The sequence below is a fragment of the Nocardia jejuensis NBRC 103114 genome (assembly GCF_001613145.1).
GTDB lineage: Bacteria > Actinomycetota > Actinomycetes > Mycobacteriales > Mycobacteriaceae > Nocardia > Nocardia jejuensis.
This window is the reverse complement of sequence record NZ_BDBU01000045.1, coordinates 42,510-68,030: the sequence shown is the minus strand read 5'-3', so window position 1 is coordinate 68,030 and position 25,521 is coordinate 42,510. Positions and strand designations below refer to the sequence as shown.

The 25,521-nt window shown below is 67.5% G+C and carries 24 protein-coding genes; 10 read left to right on the top strand and 14 right to left on the bottom strand.

All coding sequences use genetic code 11. The features are described 5' to 3' along the window. Nucleotides 1-64: 64 nt before the first annotated feature. The 3 genes from NJ1_RS30520 to NJ1_RS30510 all read left to right on the top strand — a co-directional run bounded on the left by NJ1_RS30520 (nucleotide 65) and on the right by NJ1_RS30510 (nucleotide 3,312). Nucleotides 65-505 (top strand): Fur family transcriptional regulator, encoded by a 441-nt coding sequence (locus tag NJ1_RS30520; RefSeq protein ID WP_067701114.1) that lies wholly within the window; start codon nucleotides 65-67, stop codon nucleotides 503-505. 78 nt (nucleotides 506-583) lie between these two features. Next, on the top strand, nucleotides 584-2,044 hold the full coding sequence (locus NJ1_RS30515; RefSeq protein ID WP_067701111.1) for a catalase: 1,461 nt from the start codon (nucleotides 584-586) through the stop codon (nucleotides 2,042-2,044). 287 nt (nucleotides 2,045-2,331) lie between these two features. Next, nucleotides 2,332-3,312 carry a glycoside hydrolase family protein gene (locus NJ1_RS30510; RefSeq protein ID WP_067701107.1) on the top strand — a complete coding sequence of 327 codons (981 nt, stop codon included), beginning with the start codon at nucleotides 2,332-2,334 and terminating at the stop codon, nucleotides 3,310-3,312. A gap of 32 nt (nucleotides 3,313-3,344) precedes the next feature. Here the strand turns inward: NJ1_RS30510 and NJ1_RS30505 are convergent, their stop codons facing one another. Then, nucleotides 3,345-3,986: a TetR/AcrR family transcriptional regulator gene (locus tag NJ1_RS30505; RefSeq protein ID WP_084479025.1), complete on the bottom strand. Its 642-nt coding sequence runs from the start codon at nucleotides 3,984-3,986 to the stop codon at nucleotides 3,345-3,347. A 118-nt stretch (nucleotides 3,987-4,104) separates the two neighbouring features. Here NJ1_RS30505 and NJ1_RS30500 point away from each other — a divergent pair, with 118 nt between their 5' ends. After that, nucleotides 4,105-4,848 (top strand): SDR family oxidoreductase, encoded by a 744-nt coding sequence (locus NJ1_RS30500; RefSeq protein WP_067701104.1) that lies wholly within the window; start codon nucleotides 4,105-4,107, stop codon nucleotides 4,846-4,848. 43 nt (nucleotides 4,849-4,891) lie between these two features. Here NJ1_RS30500 and NJ1_RS30495 read toward each other — a convergent pair whose 3' ends face one another. After that, nucleotides 4,892-5,647, bottom strand: coding sequence for a TetR/AcrR family transcriptional regulator (locus NJ1_RS30495; RefSeq protein WP_067701101.1), 756 nt, complete (start codon nucleotides 5,645-5,647; stop codon nucleotides 4,892-4,894). 157 nt (nucleotides 5,648-5,804) lie between these two features. Between NJ1_RS30495 and NJ1_RS30490 the strand changes: the two genes are divergently transcribed. After that, nucleotides 5,805-7,346, top strand: a complete 1,542-nt coding sequence (locus NJ1_RS30490) for an MFS transporter (protein ID WP_067701098.1) — start codon at nucleotides 5,805-5,807, stop codon at nucleotides 7,344-7,346. Nucleotides 7,347-7,450: 104 nt separating this feature from the next. On the opposite strand, the gene NJ1_RS39845 is transcribed toward NJ1_RS30490, so the two are convergent. Beyond that, nucleotides 7,451-7,645: a hypothetical protein gene (locus tag NJ1_RS39845; protein ID WP_067701095.1), complete on the bottom strand. Its 195-nt coding sequence runs from the start codon at nucleotides 7,643-7,645 to the stop codon at nucleotides 7,451-7,453. 220 nt (nucleotides 7,646-7,865) lie between these two features. On the opposite strand from NJ1_RS39845, the gene NJ1_RS30480 reads away from it, so the two are divergent. Further along, nucleotides 7,866-8,477 (top strand): TetR/AcrR family transcriptional regulator, encoded by a 612-nt coding sequence (locus NJ1_RS30480; RefSeq protein WP_067701092.1) that lies wholly within the window; start codon nucleotides 7,866-7,868, stop codon nucleotides 8,475-8,477. Between the two features lie 691 nt (nucleotides 8,478-9,168). Further along, nucleotides 9,169-10,647: a PKD domain-containing protein gene (locus NJ1_RS30475; RefSeq protein WP_157574355.1), complete on the top strand. Its 1,479-nt coding sequence runs from the start codon at nucleotides 9,169-9,171 to the stop codon at nucleotides 10,645-10,647. A 61-nt stretch (nucleotides 10,648-10,708) separates the two neighbouring features. Here the strand turns inward: NJ1_RS30475 and NJ1_RS30470 are convergent, their stop codons facing one another. After that, entirely contained in the window at nucleotides 10,709-12,343 is a 1,635-nt protein-coding gene (locus tag NJ1_RS30470) for a GMC family oxidoreductase (RefSeq protein WP_067701089.1), read from the bottom strand. Between the two features lie 306 nt (nucleotides 12,344-12,649). On the opposite strand from NJ1_RS30470, the gene NJ1_RS30465 reads away from it, so the two are divergent. Further along, nucleotides 12,650-13,882 carry a cytochrome P450 gene (locus tag NJ1_RS30465; protein ID WP_067701086.1) on the top strand — a complete coding sequence of 411 codons (1,233 nt, stop codon included), beginning with the start codon at nucleotides 12,650-12,652 and terminating at the stop codon, nucleotides 13,880-13,882. A gap of 62 nt (nucleotides 13,883-13,944) precedes the next feature. Continuing rightward, entirely contained in the window at nucleotides 13,945-14,409 is a 465-nt protein-coding gene (locus NJ1_RS30460; protein ID WP_084479032.1) for a glutathione peroxidase, read from the top strand. Here NJ1_RS30460 and NJ1_RS30455 read toward each other — a convergent pair. Both NJ1_RS30455 and NJ1_RS30450 read right to left on the bottom strand, forming a co-directional pair. After that, the gene (locus NJ1_RS30455) at nucleotides 14,406-16,010 is read right to left on the bottom strand and encodes a cytochrome P450 (protein ID WP_067701080.1); all 1,605 of its coding nucleotides are present in this window, start codon (nucleotides 16,008-16,010) and stop codon (nucleotides 14,406-14,408) included. The genes NJ1_RS30460 and NJ1_RS30455 overlap by 4 nt on opposite strands. A gap of 124 nt (nucleotides 16,011-16,134) precedes the next feature. Next, entirely contained in the window at nucleotides 16,135-16,716 is a 582-nt protein-coding gene (locus tag NJ1_RS30450; protein ID WP_067701241.1) for a TetR/AcrR family transcriptional regulator, read from the bottom strand. Nucleotides 16,717-16,841: 125 nt separating this feature from the next. On the opposite strand from NJ1_RS30450, the gene NJ1_RS30445 reads away from it, so the two are divergent. After that, on the top strand, nucleotides 16,842-17,507 hold the full coding sequence (locus NJ1_RS30445) for a class I SAM-dependent methyltransferase (protein WP_067701077.1): 666 nt from the start codon (nucleotides 16,842-16,844) through the stop codon (nucleotides 17,505-17,507). Between the two features lie 79 nt (nucleotides 17,508-17,586). Here the strand turns inward: NJ1_RS30445 and NJ1_RS30440 are convergent, their stop codons facing one another. The 8 genes from NJ1_RS30440 to NJ1_RS30405 all read right to left on the bottom strand — a co-directional run bounded on the left by NJ1_RS30440 (nucleotide 17,587) and on the right by NJ1_RS30405 (nucleotide 25,517). Then, nucleotides 17,587-18,123, bottom strand: a complete 537-nt coding sequence (locus tag NJ1_RS30440; RefSeq protein WP_067701074.1) for a DUF6630 family protein — start codon at nucleotides 18,121-18,123, stop codon at nucleotides 17,587-17,589. 213 nt (nucleotides 18,124-18,336) lie between these two features. Then, nucleotides 18,337-19,425 (bottom strand): glucosidase family protein, encoded by a 1,089-nt coding sequence (locus NJ1_RS30435; RefSeq protein ID WP_067701071.1) that lies wholly within the window; start codon nucleotides 19,423-19,425, stop codon nucleotides 18,337-18,339. Further along, nucleotides 19,412-20,164, bottom strand: a complete 753-nt coding sequence (locus NJ1_RS30430) for a class I SAM-dependent methyltransferase (RefSeq protein WP_067701068.1) — start codon at nucleotides 20,162-20,164, stop codon at nucleotides 19,412-19,414. Before NJ1_RS30430 ends, NJ1_RS30435 begins: the two co-directional genes overlap by 14 nt. Nucleotides 20,165-20,354: 190 nt before the next feature. Continuing rightward, nucleotides 20,355-21,611 (bottom strand): glycosyltransferase family 4 protein, encoded by a 1,257-nt coding sequence (locus NJ1_RS30425; RefSeq protein ID WP_067701238.1) that lies wholly within the window; start codon nucleotides 21,609-21,611, stop codon nucleotides 20,355-20,357. A gap of 246 nt (nucleotides 21,612-21,857) precedes the next feature. Next, a complete protein-coding gene (locus tag NJ1_RS30420) occupies nucleotides 21,858-22,715 on the bottom strand; it encodes an LLM class F420-dependent oxidoreductase (RefSeq protein WP_067701065.1) in 858 nt (285 codons plus the stop codon). Nucleotides 22,716-22,745: 30 nt separating this feature from the next. Continuing rightward, entirely contained in the window at nucleotides 22,746-24,218 is a 1,473-nt protein-coding gene (locus NJ1_RS30415) for an FAD-dependent oxidoreductase (RefSeq protein ID WP_067701062.1), read from the bottom strand. Nucleotides 24,219-24,270: 52 nt separating this feature from the next. Beyond that, on the bottom strand, nucleotides 24,271-24,639 hold the full coding sequence (locus NJ1_RS30410; protein WP_067701059.1) for a carboxymuconolactone decarboxylase family protein: 369 nt from the start codon (nucleotides 24,637-24,639) through the stop codon (nucleotides 24,271-24,273). Then, nucleotides 24,636-25,517 carry an NAD(P)-dependent oxidoreductase gene (locus NJ1_RS30405; RefSeq protein ID WP_281202179.1) on the bottom strand — a complete coding sequence of 294 codons (882 nt, stop codon included), beginning with the start codon at nucleotides 25,515-25,517 and terminating at the stop codon, nucleotides 24,636-24,638. The genes NJ1_RS30410 and NJ1_RS30405 overlap by 4 nt, the downstream gene beginning before the upstream one ends. Nucleotides 25,518-25,521 lie beyond the last annotated feature (4 nt).

The following is a 25,521-nucleotide window of genomic DNA, read 5'->3' as shown; positions in this document are numbered from 1 at the left end:
GGGCGCCACTCCGAGCGGGTTCCTTTTCTTGACTAATTCCAGAAAAGGAGGCAGGCTCGATGTCATGCACACCGGATACGACGCTCGGGAGCGATTGCGGGCCGTCGGCCTGCGGGTCACAGCCCCGCGGGTCGCGGTCCTGGACGCGGTGGCCGCCGCCCCGCATTCGGATGCCGATCGACTGGCTGTGAAGGTGCGGGAGACGCTCGGAACGGTATCGACCCAGGCGGTGTACGACGTACTGCGCGCCTGTGTCGGGGCCGGACTGCTGCGGCGGATCGAACCGGCCGGTAAATCGGCCCTGTACGAGGCCCGCACCGGCGACAACCACCACCATCTGGTGTGCAGGAACTGCGGCACCGTCGTCGACGTCGACTGTGTCGTGGGCGCCGCACCCTGTCTGGAACCGGGCGATGCCCAGGGCTTCGTGGTCGACGAAGCCGAAGTCGTGTTCTGGGGCCTGTGCCCCGGGTGTGTGACCGAACAACGCGCACCGAGTGTGTGACCGAACAAGTCGCGCGGATTCGCCCCAGCCCGGGCGCAGATCCGCGGGACATCGCTGACTCCCATAAGGAGGCTTCGCATGACCAAGCCGACAACCACCAATACCGGTACTCCGGTCGTGAGTGACGACGAGTCGCTCACCGCGGGTACCCAGGGCCCGATCCTGCTGCACGACCACTACCTGATCGAGAAGCTCGCCCAGTTCAACCGGGAGCGGGTGCCCGAGCGCATCGTGCACGCCAAGGGTTCGGGCGCGTTCGGCGAGCTGGTGGTGACCGGCGACGTCAGCCGCTTCACCAAGGCCGCGCTGTTCCAGCCGGGCGCGCGCACCGAATCGCTGGTGCGTTTCTCCACCGTCGCCGGTGAACAGGGCAGTCCCGACACCTGGCGCGATCCGCGTGGTTTCGCGATCAAGTTCTATACGCCCGAGGGCAACTACGACCTCGTCGGCAACAACACCCCGGTCTTCTTCATCAAGGATCCGATCAAGTTCCCGGACTTCATCCGATCGCAGAAACGCCTGCCGGGCAACGGACTTCGCGATCACAACATGCAGTGGGACTTCTGGTCACTGCGTCCGGAGACCGCGCACCAGGTGACCTGGCTGATGGGTGATCGCGGTATCCCCAAGACCTACCGCCACATGGACGGCTTCGGTTCGCACACCTACCAGTGGATCAACGCCGCGGGCGAACGCTTCTGGGTGAAGTACCACTTCAAGACCGATCAGGGCATCGAGTTCCTGACCCAGGCCGAGGCCGACGAGCTGGCCGGATCCGACGGTGACGTGCACCGCCGTGATCTGTACGAGGCGATCGAGGCCGGGAACTTCCCGAGCTGGACGGTGAAGGTCCAGGTCATGCCCGTCGCGGAGGCCGAGGGCTACCGCTTCAACCCGTTCGATCTGACGAAGGTGTGGTCCCAGCAGGACTACCCGCTCATCGAGGTCGGCAAGTGGACGCTGAACCGGAACCCGGGCAACTTCTTCGTCGAGATCGAGCAGGCCGCCTTCGAGCCCTCGAATGTGGTTCCGGGCATCGGCTTCTCGCCGGACAAGATGCTGCTCGGCCGCGTCTTCGCCTACGCGGACTCGCACCGCTACCGCATCGGCACCAACTACGCGCAGCTGCCGCCCAACCGCGCCAAGGCCGCGGAGGTGAACTCCTATTCCAAGGAGGGAGCGATGCGCTACGACTACAACGACGCGAATGTGCCCGTGTACGCGCCGAATTCGTTCGGCGGCCCGCACGCGGATCCGGACCGGGCGCCCGACGGCGGCATCTGGGATTTCGAGCCGACCATGGTGCATGCCGGATACATCCAGCACGCACAGGACGGCGACTTCACCCAGGCGGGCACGCTCGTGCGCGAGGTGCTCGACGACGCGGCCCGGGATCGCCTGGTGGGCAACGTCGTCGGCCATGTGCTCGGCGGTGTGCGGGAGCCGGTGCTGAGCCGTGTCTTCGAATACTGGAAGAACGTCGATTCCGAACTCGGTAAGCGCATCGAGGAAGGCGTACGCGCGGGTCTGAACGGCTAGGGCAGCATCCCGCTCGACGCCACCGCGACAGCCCGTTCCGCGACCAGCGGGGCGGGCTGTCGCGCTGTGTGGAGCGGGTGTGCCGGGCCGTGTGAGTTCCGGCCCGGCGTCGCAGTGGGCTCGATATGCCCGGGGTCCGGACGTTGTCGCAGGCGAGGTGCCGAATCGACAGGTCCTCCGCGCGCCCGAATCGTTGCCCGCGCCACGGAGTGTCGCGCGCGACTCGCCGTATGTCCGGCGGTCATGATGAGCGATCAGGGATGCCGTCGACGCGGGAGGTGGCGAAAATGACGCTGAATCGACGGATGCTGCTGGCCTCGTTGGCGGCGGGACTGCCGGTGCTCGCACTGCGTGCGCCCGGTGTGTCGGCCGTTCCGCCCACCTCGCCCGCGCCGCCCGTGCCGGGCGCCCAGCCCGCTCCGGCCACCAGGTCCGCGACGCCGCCGGTTCGGTACACGATGACCGCCTTCACCAATGACAGCGAGGCGGATCTCTACGTCTACGAGTCCTCCGACGCGCTGCACTTCGAGGTGCTGAAGGAACGCGCCTATCATCCGCCGACCGGTCTGATGCGCGATCCCTGCATGTTCCGACATACCGACGGCGGCTACTACCTCACCTATACGACCGGGTGGGAGGGCCGCACCATCGGTTTCGCCCACAGCACGGACCGGATCAACTGGTCCCACATGTACGACTACGAGGTCGGGCTTCCCGCGATCACCTCGACCTGGGCCCCGGAGTGGCTGATCGCGTCCGACGGCAGCGTCAATGTGATGGTCTCGCTGTCGAACGGCTACCGCTTCACGCCGCACATCATGACCGCGGCGGATCGGTTTCTGCGGTCCTGGTCGGATCCGACCCCGATGCTCGGCCTCACCCCGGAACCCGGCGACGACCAGTCCTACGGCTACATCGATACCACCGTGGTCCCGGTCGGCAATCGCTACTACGCGTTCACCAAGAACGAGACCACCAAGCTCGTCGAACTGGCGGTGGGAGACGCGCCGGCCGGGCCGTACTCCTTTGTGGCCAAGGATGATTGGGCCGGTTGGGGCACTCCGCGCGAGGGTCAGTCCCTCACCCTGCTTCCCGACGGCGGCCGCCGCATCTTCTTCGACGCCTACGAGGACGAGAAGTACTACTACAGCGACAGTTACGACGGTTTCACGACCTGGACCCCGCCGCGGGAGCTGCCCGACCTGTCCGGAACCGTCCGGCACGTCACGGTCTACGCCGAGCCGAATCCACGACCCCGGGGCGCGTGAGGCCGAAACCCGTTGGGGTCGAGTGAATCCGGTCAGCCTCGACCCAGGATCGAGTCGGTGAGCCGGTCGGCGGTCTGCCGATCGAGCGGCGCGTGCCCGAGCAGGAAGCGATACCAGAACACCCCGAATATCTGATCCACCATCAGATCCGGATCGGCGTCGGCCGCCAGCTCGCCCCGATCCCGTCCGCGCTCGAGAATTTCGCGTACCGCCGCGCGCCGCCGGGAGACGAATTCCCGCATGAGCTCGGCGAGATGTTCGTCCCGGGCCGCCTCGCGGGCGAGTGTGCGCAGTGCGGGCGCGGTCGGCGAGCGCTGTGCCCCGAGGAAGGTTCCCGCGATCACCGCGCGCAAATCCTCGCGCAGCGTGCCGGTATCCGGCGTCGGCACCTCCTGCTGGGACCGGTCCAGCAGCGCGTCCAGCAGCACCGCTCCCTTGGACGGCCACCATCGATACACCGTCTGCTTCCCGACCCCGGCCGCCCGCGCGATGGAATCGATGGTGATCGGTGCTCCGGCGGACTTGGCCAGCAGTTTCACCGCGGCGTCGAGGATGGCCTGGTGGGTGGCTTCGTTGCGCCGCCGCCCGGTGTGCGGGCGCTCGGGATTGCCTTGTGCGCCAGTGCTGTTGCCCTGGGCGCCGGAGTCTTTGCCCTGTGTCCCGGACTTTTCCATGCCGCACGCTCCTGTGGCCCAGCTCACCGCTTTGTCGAGACTAAAAGTCTCGACTAACGCGTTGTCGAGACTGTCGGTTCCGTAAGGATAGACGGATCGACAGAAAGGCACTCGGACAATGACCACATCACAGCCGATCAGCACATCCGCGCGCGTCGTAGTCGTCGGTGGCAGCTCGGGCATCGGCGAGGCCACCGCCGCCCTGTTCGCTGCCGAGGGCGCCGAGGTCGTCATCACCGGTCGCGATCCTGCGAAGCTGGATGCGGCGGCGGCCAGAATCGGCGGCCGGACAAGCACTTTCAGCATGGATGCCGGACACCAGGTCGATATCGACGCCTTCTTCGCGACCGCGGGCGTGATCGATCACCTCGTCGTCGCGGTCAGTGGTTCCTCGGGCAGCGGCCCGTTCGCGGAATTGAGCCTCGACGAACTGGCCGCGGGATTCGACGGCAAGTTCTGGCCGCACGTGCGGATCCTCAAAGCGGCGCTACCGCACCTGGATTCGCACGGGTCGGTGACCCTGGTGACCGCGGCGTCGGCCCGCGCGGCCTTCGCGGGCACCGCCGGACTGGCGGCGATCAACGGCGCGCTCGAATCCATGGTGCCGCCGCTCGCGGTGGAGCTGGCGCCGCTGCGGATCAATGCCGTCTCGCCCGGCGTCGTCGACACCCCGTGGTGGGATCGGGTCCCGGAGGCGCAGCGAGAGTCGCTGTTCGACGGGCTCGCCGCGACAACTCCGGTCGGCCGGGTCGGACGGGCCGAGGACATCGCGCGCGCCATCCACATGCTGGCCCACAACACCTTCATCACCGGTGTCGTGCTGGACGCCACCGGAGGGGCGAATCTGCCCACCGGCCGCTGAACGGCGCGGACCGGAGCTGGAAATCGTTGTCCGGCGGCCTCGTTCAGCGCGCCTTGCGCAGTGCCGGGTCGAGGCCGTCGAGCAGCCGGTCCATCTGGGTGTCGAAGGAGTCGCGGCGGAAGCGCTCCATATCGAGGCCGGGTTCGGCCAGTTGCGGTCCGATATCGAGGTAGCGCTTGTGCATTCGCGGGTAGGGGCGAGTGGCGACCTCGGCCGCGGGCCAGAACTTGCGATACCACTCGGCTTCGGTGAGCCCGCTGCGCCGGATGGTCTGCAGGGAAGCGGCCTCGGTGATGGCCAGGCCGATCACGAAGGCGAAGGTCATGGTCACGGCGGTGTCGGCGTCGACGGGCTCGAATCCGGCCTCCTCGAGCAGGGTGACGAACCCTTCGTTGAGGCGCATGACGCTGGGTCCGAGATAGAGCAGTCCGATCTCGCCGAGTACGGACGACAGCCACGGATGGCGCAGGATCATCGACCGCACCTCGTACGCGACGTCTCGGACGGCCGGGCGCCAGTCGCCGTCGGCGACGGGAACCGGGGGTGAGATCTCGCCGAAGGCCGCGTCGGTGGTCAGCTCCAGTAGTTCTTCCTTGTTGGTGACGTAGGTGTAGAGCGAGGTCGCACCCGCGCCGAGCCGGGCGCCGAGTTTGCGCATGCTCAGCGCCTCGGTGCCCTCGGCGTCGAGCAGGGCCATGGCCTCGGCCACGATGTGGTCCCGGCTCAGGGCGGGCTGTCCGCGTCGGCGACGCTCGGCCCGAGTCCATACGGACTGGATTTCCTTGTCCTGGGCGGCCATGGCTCGTCCTCTCGTCGTGTGTGGGTGAGCATAACGCCTGGTTGAACGGTGTTCGAAAGTCGGTACACCGTTCCCGGTTGCGCACAGTGTTCGTTCAACCGTACAGTGTTCGACAACGCCGCACGGTGTTCGGCGAAGGGTTCGGAAGGGGATTGACATGCGAAAGACCGATACCGCCGCGGCGGTGACTTCACCTGTGGCGCAGCGTGATCCGAAGCGCTGGCTGATTCTGGTCGTGCTCTGCCTGAGCTCGCTGGTGCTGGTGATCGACAATATGGTGCTCACCGTGGCGATCCCGCAGATCTCCACCGATATCGGCGCCACCAGCGCCGACCTGCAGTGGATCATCGACTCCTACATCCTGGTGTTCGCCGGCCTGCTGCTCACCACCGGAAGCCTCTCGGACCGCTTCGGTCGCCGGTTGGTGATGGTGATCGGCCTGGCGCTCTTCGGCGCGGCCTCGGTGCTGGCCGCCTACGCGAGCACCCCGGACATGCTGATCGCGGGCCGTGTCGTGATGGGGATCGGCGGCGCGCTGATCATGCCCAGCACGCTGTCCATCCTGATCACCGTGTTCGACGAGCAGGAGCGCCCGAAAGCCATCGCGGCCTGGAGTGCGGTGGCCATGATCGGCATGGTCGGCGGCCCGGTGATGGGCGGGGTGCTGCTGAACCACTTCTGGTGGGGTTCGGTGTTCGTGCTGAACGTGCCGATCGCGATCGTCGCGATTCTCGCCGCGCTGGCGCTCATGCCCGAGTCCAAGGGGCCGTGGACCGCACCGGATCTGCCGGGCATGGCGCTGTCCATCATCGGCACCACGGCCGCGGTGTGGACGATCATCGACTTCCCGCACTCCGGAATCGCCGGAACCTGGCCGGGTCTGGTGATCGCGGTGCTGGGCATGACCGCCTTCGTGATCCGGGAGCTGAAGGCCGAACATCCGATGGTGCCGATACATCTGTTCGGCAACAAGGTGTTCACCGGTTCCAGCTTCTCCCTGGTCCTGGTCGTTTTCGCCAATGCCGGTCTGATGCTGGTGCTGACCCAGTACCTGCAGTTCGTGCTCGGCTACTCGCCCGTCAAGACCGCGGTGGCCTTCACTCCGATGGCTCTGGCCGCGCTCGTATGTCAGGGCGTGGGAGCGGGTCTGGTCCAGAAGGCGGGCGTGCGCCCGATCGCAGTGGCCGGACTGCTGGTGCTGGCCGCCGGTACTGCGGTGCTGGCCGTCATGGCGGTGGATTCCGAATTCTGGCTGCCCGCAACGGGTATGGCGCTGGTCGGTGCGGGCGCCGGGCTGGCGATGCCGGCCGCGATCGGTGCGCTCATGGGTGCGGTGCCGCCGGAGCAGGCCGGTGTCGGCTCGGCGCTCAACGACACCATTCAGCAGACCGGCGGTGCGCTCGGTGTCGCGATTCTGGGCGCGATTCTGGCGAGCACCTATACCGAGGCGATGCCCGAGTCGGCTCCGGATGTCATCCGCGAGAACGTCACCGCCGCCATCGCGAGCGGTAACGAGGTCTTCGTGGCGGCCGGGCGCGAGGCGTTCACCAGTGCCATGCAGACCACCTTCTGGGCGGGCGGGGCGTGCGTCCTGGTCGCGGCGGTGGTCGCCTTCTTCCTGATGCGGGGCGTGCGATCCGCTGCGGCAGAAGGGATTCCGGCGGAGCAGTCCGAGGTCGACCTGATCGAGTCCCGCTAGCGGCGGCCCGCGCCACCACGAAGCAACTCAGCCCCCGGCAGTGTGCCGGGGGCTGAGTGCTGTCTATCGCGCCGCGCGCTACTCATGTGCGGTCGCCGCGCTACTCACGCGTCGTTCCTCTGGCCCGTCTGCACGCCCGCCCCGATCAGTGCGACGACGACTCCGGCCAGACCCAGCGCGATACCGAAGACCGGCTGCATATCGTCGGCCCAGGACAGGATGATGAAGTGCATGTTCGCCTTCTGCAACAGCAGCGAGCCGAACCCGAGCACGACCATCCAGACGCCGATACGAATCATTGTGAATCCCCCATGTGATGCCGATTGTGCCGCGTCAGCATATAGACCGGCACGGCTGCGCGCGCGGCGATATTCAGCGGCCGTGCGAGCGGCGGCGGTAGGGCCCGGCAAGGCTGTTCGTCAGGTCGCAATTGGAATAGGACGCGCAGCGTATTTCAAATATCGCCGCCGCGATACGCTGAATCGAGAATTTCCCCGAGCCGATGGATGGAGAGCCCCCGTGACCGCACCCGCAGGCGCGCGCACCGGTCCCGGCCGGCCGCGTGATCCGCAGCTGGACGCCCAGGTGTTGGCGGCCACGGTGGATCTGCTGGTCAGCGAGGGCTATCAGGCCACCACTATCGCCGCGGTGGCCCGGCGTGCGGGCGTGGTGACCACCTCGATCTACCGGCGCTGGCCGGGCAAGCGGGCCCTGGTGGAGGATGCGGTGCTCGCGCTGGACACCGGCAACCATCCGGTCCCCAGCGGCGATCTATCCGCGGATCTGCTGGCGTGGACGCGGTTGTTCCTGACGGTCGCGGCACATCCGGCGGCGCGTTCGGCCATTCCGGGTCTGCTCTCGGAGTACCACGACGATCACGAGGCGTATCGGCGCCTGCTCGACCGGGGAGAGCAGCCGACCCGGGAGGCGCTGCGTGAGCTCCTTTCGGGCGCTGCCGAGGCCGGACAGGCCGATCCGGAATGTGACGCCGACGCGGTGTTCGAGCTGCTGCGCGGGGCCACCCTGATGCGCGCGCTCACCCATGGCGACGAGGATGCGGACGGTTTCTGCCGTCAGATCGCCGCCGCTCTGCTCGCGGTCGCGGCCGCGCCGGCCGCGTCAGCTCAGTAGGCCGAACCAGTAGACCAGGCAAGCCAATATGAAGACGACCGGTAGTTCCATCGTCTCTCCCAATCTCGTTGGCGCTCTTGTCTTCCATGATGCGCGCTCGCGGGGCTCCGGCGCTACGGATCGGGCGAACAAGATCGCTGCCGGGTAGCTTGCCGGAACACGACCCGGCACCCCTCGTGGACGGGTCGTGTCCCAGCGTTTCCCACCCCGGTGGTGGCTTCGGTGAACACCACAGTGCTCGGCGGCCCTTGGCGCTGCCTTAACAAGAACTTGCAGCGGTGAAAAGCGCTGACATGACCTTGTTTTCGAGATATGGCACGGCAATTGCGGGCCGCTCGAACGGCTTTCACGGAGCAGCCTAAAGATAGCCAACAGATAGCTACAACGCCGGTTGCCATGCCGAGTGAACATCGCCGAAGTTCCTGCGGGGTGCACGTTTTGGAGCATTGGTCCGTTTTGTCGCGTGGAAACGCCGATGTAAATGACTAAATTCGGCCAGGGCGGCGTGTCTGGCGGGCGTTCGGCGAGCGGCATTCACTATGTCTGCTGTCGAGTAGCAAATCTCCAGGAGGAGCTTGTGAAGTTATGGCGATCGCCCTTGTGCCGCGTAGCCCTGCTACCGGCGCTCGTGGGTGCGATAGCGGTCGTCGGGCCCGTGCCGGCGTCGGCGGGTCCCACGACCGATTTCCCATTGATCATCGATGTCAGTACCCCGGCCGACAACGGCTGCAACGGACCGCTGCGCGGAACCACCGCCGTGTACTTCCCACCGGGCGTCCCGGCCCGAGCCGACGTGGAGTGGCGAATACTGGCGGGGGAGCAGCCGATTCGCACCGGCATCGCCCCGGTCAACTCCGATGTGGTGACCATCGGGTTCGATCTGCGCAATGACGAGTTACCCCCGGACGGTCTACTACGCGTGGACGCCCGGGCCCGCAGTTCCGGCGGCACGGTGGGTGAGTACGGCAAGCCGTGGAATTTCCGGGTCAGCCGCGATTGCCGTCCGCTGCACGTGGTTTCGGTCGGCGACTCGGTGATGTGGGGCCAGGGCCTGGACGGGGATCGCAAGTTCGCTCATCTGACCGCCGACGCCCTGACCAGACAGACGGGCCGCACCGCGCAAGTGCACGACTACTCGGCCTCGGGTGCGGCCCTGGATGCCCCCGAGATGCATCCGACCGGCGACGACTCGCTCTGTGCCGAGGGTGAGGGCACCACCCCGGATGTGTTCTGTCAGTTGGCCCGGGCCGGCTCGGAGGCCGCGAGTGGTGGATACGACGTCGATCTGGTGCTGCTGGACGGCTGCATCAACGATCTGGACCCGCTCTTCGGGATCCCGGTCGGCGTCACCCCGGGCACCCAGGATCTGACGGCGGCGGTGCGCCGCGAATGCGCCGGACTGGGGGCCGAGCCGGTCAACCCGGCCGCGAATCTGCCCTACTTCAGCGGCGCGAAGCTCGGCTACGGCGGGCGCGGTATGCAGGCCGCCATCGGCAAGGCCCACGCGCTGCCGGGCGGCCCGAAGGTCATGGTGGCCAACTACTTCTACGGCTTCGAGACCGACAATATGCCCGAGACCCTCCTGCAACGCTGGTCGGAATTCGTCCGCTCCTCCGCCGAGGTCTTCCGGCAGGCGGCGATGGCCGCCAATTCCGTTGCCGGAGAACAGTTCGCCGTCGCGGCGGACGGCCTGTTCGCGCAGGGCGGCAAGCCCGGTGACGCGGAGCTGTGGATGAATCCGCTCGGCAACGAGGCGGCCTCGCTGCGCCTGCTGGCCTGTCCGCAGCTGAGCGAACTTCCGCCGCAGTGCCGCACCGTGGCGGCCGGGGATCCGGATGTGGAGGGTGCGCGGCGCTATGCCGACGCGTTCCTGATGAACCCGAAGGTGCGCGAATGGTTCGGTGACGGCGGACCGGCCGACGGCGGATTCAGCGTCTCGAGCAGCACCGCGGCCGTCGGCAAGGACGTGAGTTTCGACGCGGCCCAGGCGGGCGGCGCGATTCGGCACTACGAGTGGTACTTCGGTGACGGTGAGCGTGAGATCACCACCGAACCCGTTGTGTCGCATGCCTACAGCGGGCGCGGGCCGAATCTGCCGCGCCTGGTGGTCACCGATATGACCGGACGCCGCAGCCTGTACGAACTCGATCACCCGATCACCGTCGGCTGAGAAAAGCGAACTGCCCCGGGCCGAATCGATTCGGCCCGAGGCGGTTTCGCGTAGCAGGGGACTACACGTCGATGAACTCCACGCACTTCTCGCCGATCATGTAGCTCGGCGCGTTGGTGTTGCCGCCGGTGATGCTCGGCATGATCGAGGCGTCCGCCACGCGCAGGCCCTCGATGCCGTTCACCCGCAGCGTCGGGTCGACGACGGCGCGCTCGTCCACGCCCATGCGGCAGGTGCCGACCGGGTGGTAGATCGAGTGCACGCGGTTGGGCAGTTCGGCCCGCAGCGCGGCCTCGTCCTGCAGCGCGGGCCCGGGGGCGAGCTCCTCGGTCCAGTCACCGGCAATGCTGCTGTGCGCCATGATCTCCCGGATCATCCGGATGCCCTCGACGAGGAATTCGGTATCCCGCGGATCGCTCAGGTAACCCGGGTCGATGAGGGGCGAGGCGAACGGATCGTTCGAGGCCAGTCGCAGTTCGCCGCGGCTCTTGGGGTAGATGAGGCTCGGGAAGATGGTGAACCCGGGCCGCCGGTCGACCAGGTGCAGCTTGTCCTCGTCCTGGTTCGGGATCGGGTAGCTCCACGGCAGGGTGTGGATCTGCATGTCCGGGTACTCGCCCTCGGCGAACTTCGTCTTGACGAAGCCGCACGCCTCGAACACGGTGCGGCCCATCCAGGAGCTGCCCGGGCGGGCCAGCTCCTGCATGATGCCGCTGGCGAAGTGGGTCGGAATGCCGCGGTGGACAGCCTTTTTGGAGATGTAGGTCATCGGGACGAACAGGTGGTCGTGCAGGTTCTGCCCGACGGGCAGGTCCGAGTGCACCTCGATGCCGAGTTCACGCAGCTGCGCGGCCGGGCCGACGCCCGAGAGCATGAGCAGCTGCGGCGAGCCGACGACGCCACCGGAGACGATGACCTCCTTGGCCGCGCGCACCACCCGGCGGCTGCCGTTCTTCTCCACGATCTCCACGCCGGTGGCGCGGCCCTTCTCGATGACGACCCGGGTGGCGTGCGCGTGGGTCACCACCGTCAGGTTCTTGTTCGGCCGATCGGTGATGTAGCCGCGAGAAGAGCTGTAGCGCAGACCGTTCTTGACGCTCTGCTGGAAGATCGAGATGCCTTCCTGCGACGCGCCGTTGTAGTCCTCGATGATCGGGGCGCCGAGGGTCTCCGACGCCGCGACCATGAATTCCTGGGCGATCGGCGTCAGGTCCTGCTGCCGGGTGACCTCGATCGGGCCGCCGGCGCCGCGCAGCTCGCTCGCGCCGTCCTGCCAGTTCTCCAGGCGCTTGTAGGCGGGCAGCACGTCCTCGTAGCTCCAGCCGGTGTTGCCCTCGGCGGCCCAGGAGTCGTAGTTGGCGCGGTTGCCGCGCACGTAGAGCATGCCGTTGACGGAGCTGGATCCACCGAGCACCTTGCCGCGCGTCATCGGGATGAGGCGGTCGTTGGCGTGCTTCTGCGGGGTGGAGAACTGCTTCCAGGTCACGCGCTTCTTCAGCTGCGGGACGGTGTGCACCATGCTGATCGCACCCGGCATGGTGACCAGGCGGGTGTTGTCCTTGCGTCCGGCCTCCAGCAGGATCACGCTGGCGCCGCGCTCGGCGAGTCGACCAGCCACGATCGCGCCGGCGCTACCCGCGCCAACAACGACGTAATCGGCTTCGGTGGCGGCGTCCGCGGAGCGCGGAGAAGTCATGTCAGTACCTCATCCTCGAGTGTGCCTGGAATCACTGTAGAACAAGTTCTAGTCTTCGCAAATAGTGGACGTCATGTCCAGCGAGAAGATTGACTTCAGGGCTGTTTTCCAATGACGGAGCGCTGACCTGCGTTCCATGAACGAGTTCTAGTGATGGTGGGGCCGGGTGGTGGGCGTCCGGAGTGGGGTGGGCCGGTGCGTCCGAAGGCCGGAAAACGCCGCCCGACCGGGCGTCCTCATGGTTCAATCGATGTGAAACACGTTCCAATTCCGAGATCATAGCGGCGTAAGCCCCTAGGAGGAACAGTGTCTGTTCCGTCATTGCCCGCCGGATTCGATTTCACCGATCCCGCACTCTGGGCCGATCGCAGTCCGGCCGCGGAATTCGCCGCGCTGCGCCGCACCAGCCCGGTCTGGTGGAACGCTCAGACCCCCGAACGGGCCGCCCCGTTCACCGACGGCGGCTACTGGGCGATCACCCGGCACGAGGACGTCAAGGAGATCTCCCGCCGGTCGGATCTGTGGTCCTCGCATCGCAACGGCTCGATCATCGGAATGCGGGGCGACCAGACGCGAGAGCAGCTGGAACTGGCCTTCGACGCGCTCCTGGTGAATATGGATCCGCCCAAGCACACCAAGATCCGGCGGATCATCTCCCAGGGTTTCACCCCGCGCGCGGTGGAGGGATTGCGCAACGCGCTCACCGAGCGCGCCGCTGCCATCGTGCACGAGGCGAAGGCAAGCGGCGGTGGCGATTTCGTGCAGCAGATCGCGTGCGAACTTCCGCTGCAGGCCATCGCGGAACTGCTCGGTGTTCCGCAGGACGATCGGCACAAGCTCTTCGCCTGGTCCAATCAGCTGCTCAACTACGACGATCCGGAATACGGCGACGACTCCATGGCGGCCAACGCCGAGCTGCTCGGGTACGCCTACAACATGGCCGAGCAGCGCCGGGCCCGGCCGGTGGACGACATCGTCAGCCAGTTGGTGACGGCCGATATCGACGGTGAGGCACTGGGTTCGGACGAATTCGGATTCTTCGTCATCCTGTTGTCGGTGGCGGGCAACGAAACCACCCGCAACGCCATCACGCACGGCATGAAAGCCTTTGTGGACCATCCCGATCAGTGGAAGCTGTATCGCGATCAGCGACCGCGCACAGCGCCGGACGAGATCGTGCGGTGGGGGACGCCGGTGACGGTATTCCAGCGCACGGCGGTCGAGGATGTCGAACTCGGCGGGCAGTCGATCCGCGCGGGCGACCGCGTCGGGTTGTTCTACAGTTCCGCCAACTTCGACGAGGAGGTGTTCCGGAATCCGTTCGACTTCGACGTGCTGCGCGATCCCAATCCGCACGTCGGTTTCGGCGGCACCGGCGCGCACTTCTGCGTCGGGGCGAATCTGGCTCGACTGGAAATCGACCTGATGTTCAATGCGATAGCCGACGCGATGCCCGAGATCACCGAGGTCGCGCCGCCCGAGCGGCTGCGCCACGGCTGGATCAACGGCCTCAAGCATTGGCAGGTCAGCTACGGCTGACCGGTGGTGTTCACGAACTCGTTCTAGTATTCGTGCTTGTGACCAACCTTCGTGAGATTCCGCTGCGCACTCTGTCCGACAAGCCCACGACGCTGGCCGAGCTGGCCGGCGACAAGGTCGTGCTGCTGGTCAACGTCGCCTCCAAGTGCGGGCTGACCCCGCAGTACTCCGGCCTGGTCGAACTGCAGCAGACCTACGGGCCGCAGGGCTTCACCGTGGTCGGCGTGCCGTGCAACCAGTTCATGGGCCAGGAACCCGGCACCGCCGAGGAGATCGCCGAGTTCTGCTCCACCACCTACGGCGTCGACTTCCCGCTGTTGGAGAAGGTCGAGGTGAACGGTGAGGGGCGCAGCCCGCTCTACCAGGAGCTGACCCAGGTGGCCGACGGCGCGGGCGAGGCCGGGGACATCCAGTGGAACTTCGAGAAGTTCGTGATCGGCCGTGACGGCGCGGTCATCGCGCGCGTTCGCCCGCGCACCGACCCCAAGGACGCGAGCGTGATCGCGGCCATCGAGGGCGCGCTCTAAGTTCCCGCGGGACTGCCGGGGGCGCGTGTGCGCCGCCGGTAGCGGACCGTGCACGGCTGCCGGAGCCCGACCAGGATTCTGGAGTGGTCGGCACGGTAGCTGGTCGATGGCTGGGACAGCTCGAATTCCCAGTCTCGCAACAGGGTCGAGACGATGGTCTTCAGGTGCACGAGCGTGAAGGCCGGATCTGCGCTGTGCGGTCCCGTGGACGAGAGCCGGGTCCAGCGGGTGAGTGGATCCGGGGTCGGGTAGCGGCTCGGGTCGAACCGGGTGGGATCCGGGAGGTTCCGCGGAATTCGCTGGGCGACATCGGATGTGGTGGCGATGAGGTCACCGGGGGTGATTCGGTGCCCGCACACCTCCGACTCCGCCCGGGCGACTCGCATCAGGAGGACGAGCGGGGGATGCAGGCGCAGCACGTCCGCCAGCGCCGCCTCCAGTAGTGGATTGTGCGGCAGGGCAAGAAGACTCGTGTCCGTGCCGTCCGTGCCGTCCGTGCCGTCCGTGCCGAGCCCGTCGAGTTCGGCGACCAGGTCTTGCATGATCGCGGGGTGCCGCAGCAGTTCGACGATCGTCCAGGTGGCGGTCGTCGAGATGGCGTGGTGCCCGCTGAACATCATCGAGATGACGGCTCCGGCGATCTCGCTGGGGGAGAAGCGCCGGTGATCGTGCTCGTCCCGGACCGCCATCGCCACATCCAGCAGGTCCGGTTCGTCCGCTGCGGCGAGCGGATCCGCGAGCCGGCAGGCCATGACATGCCGTACCCGCTTCACCAGTTGCCAGCGGGCGTCGTCCCGGCGGCGGAAGTTATCGATATCGGCGCGTGGGTCCACGTAGCAGTAGGCATCGCTGCCGCGCTCCAGCTCACGAAGAAGACGCGCGAAACGCCCATCGAGTTCGTCCCGGAACCGCGTCCCGATCAGGCAGGCCGACAGACTGTAAACGATGAGCTCCGAGCAGAATTCGAGAAGATCCACCTCGCCGCGTTCACCCCATTCCGCGACCATGCGATCCACCTCGCGGGCGACAATGGCAGCGTGCCGGCACAGCTGCTCGGCCCGCGAGGTCGACTCGCGGGGGTCGAAGCCGTGCGGGTCGGAGCCGTCGAGACCTGAGCGGTCGGGATCGGAGGGTTGAGGCCGTGGGCTGTCGGGATCGGAGCTGTCCGGGCCTGAGCTGTTGGGACCGTAGGGATATGGGCCTGAGCTGTCAGGACCGGAGGAGTGCGGGCCTGAACCATCGGAACCGGACGGTTGCCGATCTGAGCTGTCGGGGCATCGGGCGTGCAGGGTCGGCCTGTTCGGCACGTCCCTGAAGTGTTCCGCCAATACGTCGAACACCACGTCCGTACCGAAGATGGGCTCGATGTACGGATACGCGGCGGCGTGCTCCAACTCGCAGTGGTCGGCGCGGAAGACGAGCTCGGCTGCCTTCGCATCGGACAGCAGGATGACGTCCCGCTCGCCGAGCCGAAAAGCCCCCACCGCACCACATTCGGCGCACACCCGCCGCAGGAGCGCGAGAGGGTCGGTGCGGAATTCCTCCAGATGGCCCTGCGGGGGTACGCCGCCGGAGACCTGACGGGGCCGGGCCAGAGTCATCGCGAGCCTCCCGCGCCGGAGCGGACACCTGCTCGGAAGGTACTACCGGAGTCATTGCCCGGCATCGGATTACGCGAAATCGAGGAACACGAGGCGACGACGCCCCGCGGCATACGTGCGGTGCTCAGTCCTGCAGCACCCGCAGGGCCGCACCCTCGAGCCGGTCCGCGATCTCGGTGTAGGAGGCGTAGCCCATGCCCGCGCGCACCAGCGCACCCGCGTAGAGCAATTCGAGCGTCTCCACGGTTTCCGGATCGGCGTTCGCGCCGAGCGCGTCGACGAGCCGGGTGCGGATCTCGGTGCCGATGCGCAGCCGCAGGTGCGCCACATCCGGGTCGGTGCCCAGCAGTGCGCTCGTCACCGCGCCCGCGAGTTCGGGTTCGTCGGCCACCAGCAGCGCGATCTGCCGCAGGACGGCGACCGCCCGCGCGGTGGTGTCGGTGACGGTCTCGTCGGAGGGCGCCGGGGTGGCCGCAAGTCGACGCCAGAACATCTCCGCCACCAGGTGTTCCTTGGAGGAGAAGTAGGTGTACGCGGTGGCGGTGCCGACACCGGCGGACGCGGCCACCATCCGGACGGTGAGCCCCGCGAAACCCTCTCGGGACAGCACTTCCATCGCCGCCCGAGTGAGCTTGTCGACCGTGTCGGCCTGCTTCTCGGTAAGGCGTCGCCGCGTTGCTTCGCGGTTGACGACCACGGGCTCCATATTCACCACCAACCGGGAAGACTGCTTATCAGACACGTGTCCGGATGCTACTATCAATCGGCTCTCCGGGCAACTCGCCGTATGCGTGAAGCATATGAATGCGTGCGCCCCAGAAAGGTTTTCGTATGACGCACGCCGAGGTTTCCGGCAAGGTTCCCGCCGACTCCACCGAATTGTTCGCCTTCGCCGAACAGGTCACCGGATTCATGCCGCCGGAGGAAGGTCGCGCCCTCTTCGAGGCCGCTCGCACCTACGCCGGTGACGGCGTCATCCTGGAAATCGGCACCTACTGCGGCAAGTCGGCGGTCTACCTCGGCGCCGCCGCTCGCGAAACCGGCGCGACCGTCTTCACCGTCGACCACCACTCCGGTTCCGAAGAGCACCAGCCCGGCTGGGAGTACCACGACACCTCCCTCGTGGACCCCGAAACCGGCGTCTTCGACACCGTCGCCACCTTCCGCCGCACGATCGTCCGCGCCGGTCTCACGGACACCGTCGTCGGCGTAATCGGCCCCTCCGCCACCGTCGCCCGCTCCTGGCGCACCCCCCTGCGCATGCTCTTCATCGACGGCGGCCACACCGAGGAAGCGGCCCAGCGCGACTACGACAACTGGGTCCACTGGATAGCCGGCGGCGGCCTCCTCGCCATCCACGACGTCTTCCCCGACCCCGCCGACGGCGGCCAGGCCCCCCACAACATCTACCGCCGAGCCCTCGCCACCGAGAAGTTCACCGAACTCCCCGCCCCCGGCTCCCTCCGCCTCCTGCAACGCACCGCCGCCTGCAACTGACCCCGAGCCGCAGGACCCCCGAGAGGGTTCGGCAGGCAATCGCAACAGACGCCACGGCGGCGGGGATCGCGCCGCCGAGTCACCGCTTGCGGATGACCTCGATGTCGCGGGCGCGACCTGCGCTGTCGGCCAGGCGCAGGATGTGCTGACCCACGGCGGTGGGGACGAAGAACAGTACGTAGCTGTCGCCTCGGGCGATGTTCAGCAGGCTGAAGCCGAGAGTGTGGCTGCGCTCGCCGATTTCGGAGATCAGGCTCTGCGCGACATCGCCCGGGTGGTCTCCCTTCATTGCGGAGACCCGCGCCGGGAACCACTCCCAATCCAATTCTTCCGGGCAGGAACCCAGGTAGAACAGGCCCGAGTGGATGGTGTCGGCGTCGTCCTTCCAGTCGAAGATCGCGAGCAGGGTGTCGCCGTCGTCACTCGGCTCGCTCAACTGGTCGTACAGTGCCTCCCAGACGAACTCGTCGGCAGGCTCCAGATCGATCCAGTGGCGTTCGCGCACATAGGATTCCGGATCTCTCGCGGCCAGTTCCACGGCCTCGGTCAGGGCCGCTCGATCCGGCGCCGCCAATGCCATGATCTCGACCAGCGGATGCTTCGATTCTGTTGTCACGATTGCCCTTTCGCAGCACATCGGATCACCGATGGCGAAAGTCTACGAACGATCTCCGACAGAGTTGCCCGCCCGGAGGTGGGCAACTCGGGACCTACTTCGGGAGGCGCTCGGCGGGCATGGCGACCCGTATCGAGTGGCAGCGTGATTGCGCGGGCCGAGATCGGTTCACGGATGCGGTCTCGGGGAAATAGGTCGTGAGTTGACGTCCGGTCAGCGGGAGCGGGCGTCGAGGGGGGTGGGGCAGTCGCAGCGGTGGTCGACGGGGATGTCGGGGACCAGGTCTCGGAAGATGTTGTTGGCGGGGGTGGTTCGGGACAGGGCGTCGGCGGCGAGGATCACGGCGGCGGCGGTCCAGGTGGTGCGTTCTTCGGGCCAGCGGGTGTTGTCGGTGTAGACGAGGCCGGTCCAGTAGGAACCGTCGGGGTCTCGCAGGTGCTGCATGTCGGTGAACAGGCGCAGGGCTCGGGTGGTGTCGCCCACCGCGTCCAGGGTCAGGACGAGTTCGCAGGTTTCGGCGCCGGTGGCCCAGGGGGCGTCGGAGACGCAGCGGATGCCGAGGTCGGGCAGGACGAAGGTGTCCCAGTGGGTTGCTATGTGGGCGTGGGCTTTCGGGCCGCGCAGGGCTCCGGTGAGGATGGGGTAGTACCAGTCCATGGAGTAGCGGGACTTGTCGAGGAAAGCTTCGGGGTGCGCGCGCAGGGCATGGCCGAGGCGGAGGGCGGCCAGTTCCCATTGGGGTTGGGGGTCGCTGAGTTCGTCGGCCAGGGACAGGGCACAGCGCAGGCTGTGGAAGATGCTGGCGGAGCCGGTGAGCAGGGCTTCGCCGGAAGTGCCCTGAGCGCTTCGGGACCAGTGGATTTCGCCGTGCGGGCCTAGTTGCAGGGTCAGCACGAAATCGACGGCGGCGCGGACAGCGGGCCACAGCTGCGCGGCGAACTCCGAATCGCCTGTGCTGGTGAGGTAGTGGCGCAGGCCGGTGGCGAGGTACGCGCAGAAGTTGGCGTCGGCATCGTGGTTCTCGATGACGCCGTCACGAAACTGCGTGGGCCAGGAACCATCGGCGCGCTGCGTCTTCGCCGACCAGGTGTAGGCGTCGCGGGCCTCATCCAGCAGGCCGGCGGCGGTGAGCGCCATGGCCGATTCGACGTGATCCCAGGGGTCGGTGTGGCCGCCGGTGAACCAGGGGATCGCTCCGTCCGATTCCTGTGCGGCGGCGATGGATTCGGCGCTGAGCCGGATATCGCGAGCCGACAGCACACCGGGGACGGCCGGAACCGCGGACAGGTCAGCGCCCGGCACGGCGTACCTCCGGTGTGGTGGAGCGCACCGACGGTTTGGCGAAGTAGAGCGCCACGCTCTTGCCGATCAGCGGATCCAGCAGACGCTCGGTCACCCGGGTCAGGGCGGGAGCGGACATCATGTCCCACACCAGCATCCGGTGATATTGCGCGACCAGCGGATGATCGTTGTTCTCCACCCCGACCGCGCACTTGAGCCACCAGTAGGGCGAGTGCAGCGCGTGCGCGTGAGTGCTGCGGATGAACCGCACTCCGCGCGCGGTGATCTTGTCGCGGAGCTCGTCGGCACGGTAGATGCGCACGTGTCCGCCCTCGTTGGCGTGATACTGATCCGACAGCGCCCAGCAGATGCGCTCGGGCAGCCAGCGCGGAACCGTGACAGCCAGCGCCCCACCGGGTTTGAGCACCCGCACCAACTCGGCGATGGCCTGGGTGTCGGCCGGAACGTGCTCGAGGATCTCCGAGGCGATCACCACGTCGAATTCGCCGTCGCCGTACGGCAGATCCAGAGCGTCACCGCACACGGTCTCGGCCTTGGCGTACGCGGGCGCCTCGCCGACCTCCGCCATGGCCTTGAACATGGTGTCCACGTCGGCCAGATCGGAGGCGCTCTGGTCGAACGCCACGATGTCCGCCCCGCGCCGATACGCCTCGAACGAATGCCGACCGGCCCCGCACCCCACGTCGATGACGCGTTTCCCGGGCCGGACACCCAGACGATCGAAGTCGACGGTCAGCATGCGTTCTCCTGAGTGAGCTGGCGGTGCGCGAATGAGACGGGATGCGCGAATGAGACGGGATGACGGGCAACGATCCGATGCCGAGGCCCGAGCGGACGAGCGGCTCGGGCGCGGCGCCCGGACGCGATCGGACGACCGGGCTCGACGGGCCGATGTGCCGAGACAGGACAGCGGTGTGCGGAGGGCCGATTCATCGGGCGGCTCCGACCGGCGCGATTACCGCCCGGCTCCCGTGCCGGGCGATGGCCTGCTCGTACACCGAGACGGTGCGCGCGCCGACGGCTGCCCAGCTGAAGACCTCGAGCGCCCGGCGGCGTCCGTCGATACCCATGCGGTGCAGTCGATCCGGTGAGTGGAGCAGTTCGCCGAGCACGCGGGTGAGCTCGTCGACATTGCCCGGCTCGACCAGTTCCGCGCAGTCGCCCACCACCTCCGGCAGCGCACCCGCCCGGCTGGCGACCAGCGGCGTACCGCTGGCCATGGCCTCGACGGCAGGCAGCGAAAAGCCTTCGTACATGGACGGAATGCAGGCGATCTCGGCGGAGGCGAGCACTTGCGCCAGCGCCTCGTCGCTCAGCCCGCCCTCGGCCGTGACGATATCGGAGATGCCCAGTTCGGCGATCAGCTTCTCGGTCGGCCCGTTCGCCTCGAGCTTCGCGATCAGCCGGAGTTCCAGATCGTGGGTATGCCGAAGCCGGGCAACGGCTTTGAGCAGATGCGCGATGCCCTTGAGCGGCTTGTCGGCGCTGGCGACGGCCACGATCCGTCCCGGTACCCGCCGCTGCTCGCGCGGCCGGAACAACTCGGTGTCCACTCCCAGCGGCACCGTGTGCAACTGCCGGGGCGATACTCCGAAATCCTCGATGATGTCGGTGGCCGAGGACGAGGACACGGTGATCAGTTCCGGAATCTGCCGGGCCACCTTCTGCTGCATGCCCAGGAATCCGTACCAGCGCCGCAGGAACGGTTTTCGCCGCCAGGTCGCGTCGGCCAGATCCACCGCGCGATCCCGGGTGATCGGATGGTGGATGGTCGCCACCAAGGGGAGATGCCGGGCGATGTCGAGCAGCCCGTATCCGAGGCACTGATTGTCGTGCACGATATCGAATTCCGCTGCGCGCGAGCGCAACAGCTTGGCGGCCCGCAGGCTGAAGGTGCGCGGTTCCGGGAATCCGGCCGTCCACATGGTTCCGAGTTCGAGCAGATCGATGCCGTCCCGTATCTCGCCGGGCCGGGGCGTGCGGAACGGATCCTCGTCCCGGTACAGGTCCAGGCTGGGCACTTCGGTCAGCCGCACCCGCGGGTCGAGCTGCTCCGGATACGGCTGCCCGGAGAACACCTCGACCTCGTGCCCGAGATCCGCGAGCCCCTGGCTCAGATATCGCACGTAGACGCCCTGCCCGCCACAGTGGGTCTTGCTGCGGTAGGACAGCAGAGCAATGCGCACGGCGCGGCCTTTCTCGGGCATTCGGAAGCTGTTGGTGCTGAGTGTGATTCGGTCGTCGGCACAGTGGACGGCCGGAAGGTTTCGCAGTGATGTCGTTCACCGGCACCCGGCGTTACATCATCGGCGGGCGGAGTCTCTTCGCGCGGAGTCTCTTCAGGCGGAGTCTCGGCAGGCGGAGAGTCCCACGGTGGAACGGACCGGGACCGCGCGGTTGCCCCGGCCCGTCACCGAACGCGGACGAGACCCTCAGACGGTGAGCCCGAGCGGAGCGAGCTTGTCCGCCAGGCGATCCAGGTACGGCAGCACCTCGTCCTCGTCCTTGTCCGGCATCCCGTACACCACATCGGTGACCCCGGCCTCGGTCCACCGGGCCAGCTTCTCGGGATCGGGCTTGCCGTCCAGCGCCACCACCCGGGGCGCGCCCTCGCGTCCGGCCTCCTGCCAGGACTTCATCAGCAGGGCGGTGGACGCCGACACATCGGACTCGTACGGCGTGGTGATCCAGCCGTCGGCGTTCGCGGCGATCCACTTGAAGGTGCGCTCCGTGCCGCCCGCGCCGATGAGCAGCGGCACGTGCGACTGCACCGGCTTCGGGTACGCCCAGCTGGGTCCGAAGGAGACGAACTCGCCGTCGTAGCTGGCTTCCTCCTGCGTCCACAGCGCGCGCATGGCCTCCATGTACTCGCGCAGCACGGTGCGCCGTTTGTTGCCCGGCACCCCGTGATCGGTGAGTTCATCGGTGTTCCAGCCGAATCCGGCGCCGATGGTGACACGACCACCCGAGAGATGGTCGAGGGTGGCGATGGTCTTGGCGAGGGTGATCGGATCACTCTCGGTCGGCAGCGCCACCGCCGTGGACAGTTCGATCCGCGAGGTGACCGCGGCGATGGTGCCCAGCGTCACCCAGGGATCCAGGGTGCGCTTGTACCGGTCGTCGGGCAGCGAGGCGTCACCCGTACGCGGGTGTGCCGCTTCCCGTTTCACCGGAATGTGGGTGTGCTCGGGGACGTAGAACGAATCGAAGCCCCGGTCCTCCGCGGCCTTGGCGGCGACCGCCGGCGTGATGCCGCGGTCGCTGGTGAACAGGACGATGCCGAAACGCATGCGTAGCACTTCCTTTCAGGTCTGAGAGGCTCAGAGTTGTTTGGCGGCGGCGACTCCGGCGCGCCGCCCGTAGAAGCTGCCGTCGCCGAGCGAACAGCCGCTGGCGTATCCGCCCGCGCAGATGCCGGAGGTGACGCGGCCCGCCGCGTACAGCCCGGCGATCGCCGCTCCGTCGATGTGCAGCACCCGCGAATCCAGATCCGTCCGCAGTCCGCCGAGGGTGAATCCGCCGGTGTATCCGCGCAGGTCGTACGCCCCGAGCGGGGTCCCGATCGGCTTGACCCACTCCGGCTTCTTGTGCAGGAACGGGTCCTCGCCGTTCTCCGCGTGATGGTTGTAGAGGTCGATGGTGCTCTGCAGGGTGTTCGCGGGCAGCCCCATCTCACCCTCGAGCTCGGCGACCGTTTCGGCCACCCAGGTCGGCGCGACCCGCAGGAACGACATCGAGGACTTGGTCTCGAACGCCTGCTCCAGCGCGTTCTCGTCGATGACCAGATACGCCTGGTTGTCCTGATCCTGCAGCACCGCCTGGCCCATCCGGCCCGGGTAGGTGTCCTCGGTGACGAACCGCTGGCCGCGGCCGTTCACGAGAATGCCGCGCACCGCGACCTGCGGGTCCACGATCAGCGCCACCTCGGTGGCGTCCATGTGCGCCAGATCCGCGCCGAGCGCCTGCGCGACCCGGATGCCGATGCCGTCGTGCTCCTCCACGGTGGCGGCGGGCCGCCCGGAGATCTTGGGGGCGAAGCGCTCCACCATTTCGTGGTTGTAGGCGAAGCTGCCGGTGGCCAGCACGACGCCGCGCGCGGCGCGCACGTACACCGGCTTGCCGTACCGGGTCGCGGCCACACCGACCACCCGGCCGTCCTCGTCGACGATCAATCGACGCAGTCGCACGTCGTATTCGTGTCGCACGCCGAGCTTTTCGGCGGTCTGGGCGAGCGGCTCCATGAGCATGTAGCCACCGCCCTTCTCGCCCAGCTTCTTGTCCTTGGTCCAGGCCAGATGCCCGCGCGGAGCGGGATCGGCGATGGCGTTGAACGGTGCGGCGTTCTCGCCGCCGGAGAACATCAAGCCCTCGTCGGCGGGCGGCTCGTAACCCGGTTCGCCCCAGAACACCTCGTTGAAGGGCACGCCGTTGCCGACCAGCCAGTCGAAGTGCTCGACACTGCCCTGGCAGTAGTCGTGGATCTTGGCCTTGTCCACGCCGGGGCCCAGCGCCGCGGTCAGGAACTTCTCCATGTTCTCGGGGGTGTCGTCGAATCCGAGCTTGCGCTGCAGGGCCGTCCCGCCGCCCAGGTAGACGAATCCACCGGACATGGCGGCCGCGCCGCCCCACCCACCGGTGCGTTCGACCACCAGCACGTCGGCCCCCGCACGGGAGGCCTCGATGGCGGCGCACACACCGGCGATGCCGTATCCGACGACGACCACGTCGGCCTCGAAGTCCCAGGAGGTCACCTCCGCGGCCGGGAGCGGTCGTACGGTTGCGGTTTCGGCCATGTTCTCTTCGATTCCTCACGTGTGGAAAAAGGGCGGATCGGCGTGCGGGGTACTACTTCTCGCGGTTCTTGCGTTCCTGCGCGATCACCTTGCCGACGACGCCGTCGAGCTTGGTGCCCGCGGGCCAGCCCGCGTAATGGCACAGGAACAGCGCGATCTCCCGCAGTTGCTCCTCGTCGAGTTCCTCGTTGCGCAGGGCCGCGCCGATCTGGATCTCGGCGACGTCGAACAGACCCTGCGAGGTCAGCGCGCCGATCAGCAGCAGGCGCCGATCCCGGATGGAAAGTCCTGGGCGCGACCAGATATCGGCGAAGAGGTGATCGGCGGTGACCGCGAAATGCTCGCCGGGTCCGTCCTGGAATTCCCAGCCGTACACCTCGGACATCTTCTTCAGGCCGCGTTCCCGGCGGTCGTCACTCATGCGTGCTCCTTGGAGATCTCGCCGGGTCCCACGCCGAGCCCGTCGCCGAGCCCGTCCAGTGCGAGCCGGGCCAGTGGAAGGTCGATATCGAGTCGTTCGCCCAGCTCGAGAGCCAGGGACAGATCCTTTTCACCGAGGTCGCGGACGTGCCCCAGGATCGGGAACCAGAAGTCGCCTGTCGCCACCGGGGCCGTGGTGTCGCGCAGCATGATCGCCCCGGGTCCGCCGGTGTGCGAGTCGGAGTGCCGCACCACCTTGCCGAGCTCGGTGATGTTCAGTCCGGCGGCCTCGGCCAAGCGCTGCGCCTCCGATGCCGCGGTGAAGGCGATGAAGTGAAGTAGATTGCGCGCCAGCTTCATTCGAGTGCCCGCACCCACCTCGCCGGCGTGCACGAGCAGCGAGGCGAAGCTGGAGAAGGGTGCGCGCACCGCCGCGAAGGCGGCCTCGCTGCCGCCGATCATGACCGCCAGCCCGCCCCGTTGCGCGCCGGCCGCACCACCGCTGATGGGCGCGTCCACGAATTCCACTCCGCGCTCGGCGCATTCGGCCGCCAGGGCGACGGCGGTGTGATCGGAGATGGTGGAGTGCACCGCGATCACGGTGCCGGGTTTCGCGGTCGTCAGAATCCCGTCCGGACCGGTGATGACCGCGCGCACCTGTTCGTCGTTCAGCACCACGATCGAGACCACGCCGCAGCGCTCGGCGACCTCGGCCGCGGACGCCGCGGCGGTGGCGCCCTCATCGGTGAAGGGCCGCAGCGCATCCGGGCGCATGTCGCAGACCACCAGCCCGCCCGGCCAGTCCAGCAGTCGCTTGGCCATCGGCGCGCCCATATTGCCGAGGCCGATGAAACCTACCGGGGTTTCCCCTGTGTCCAACACG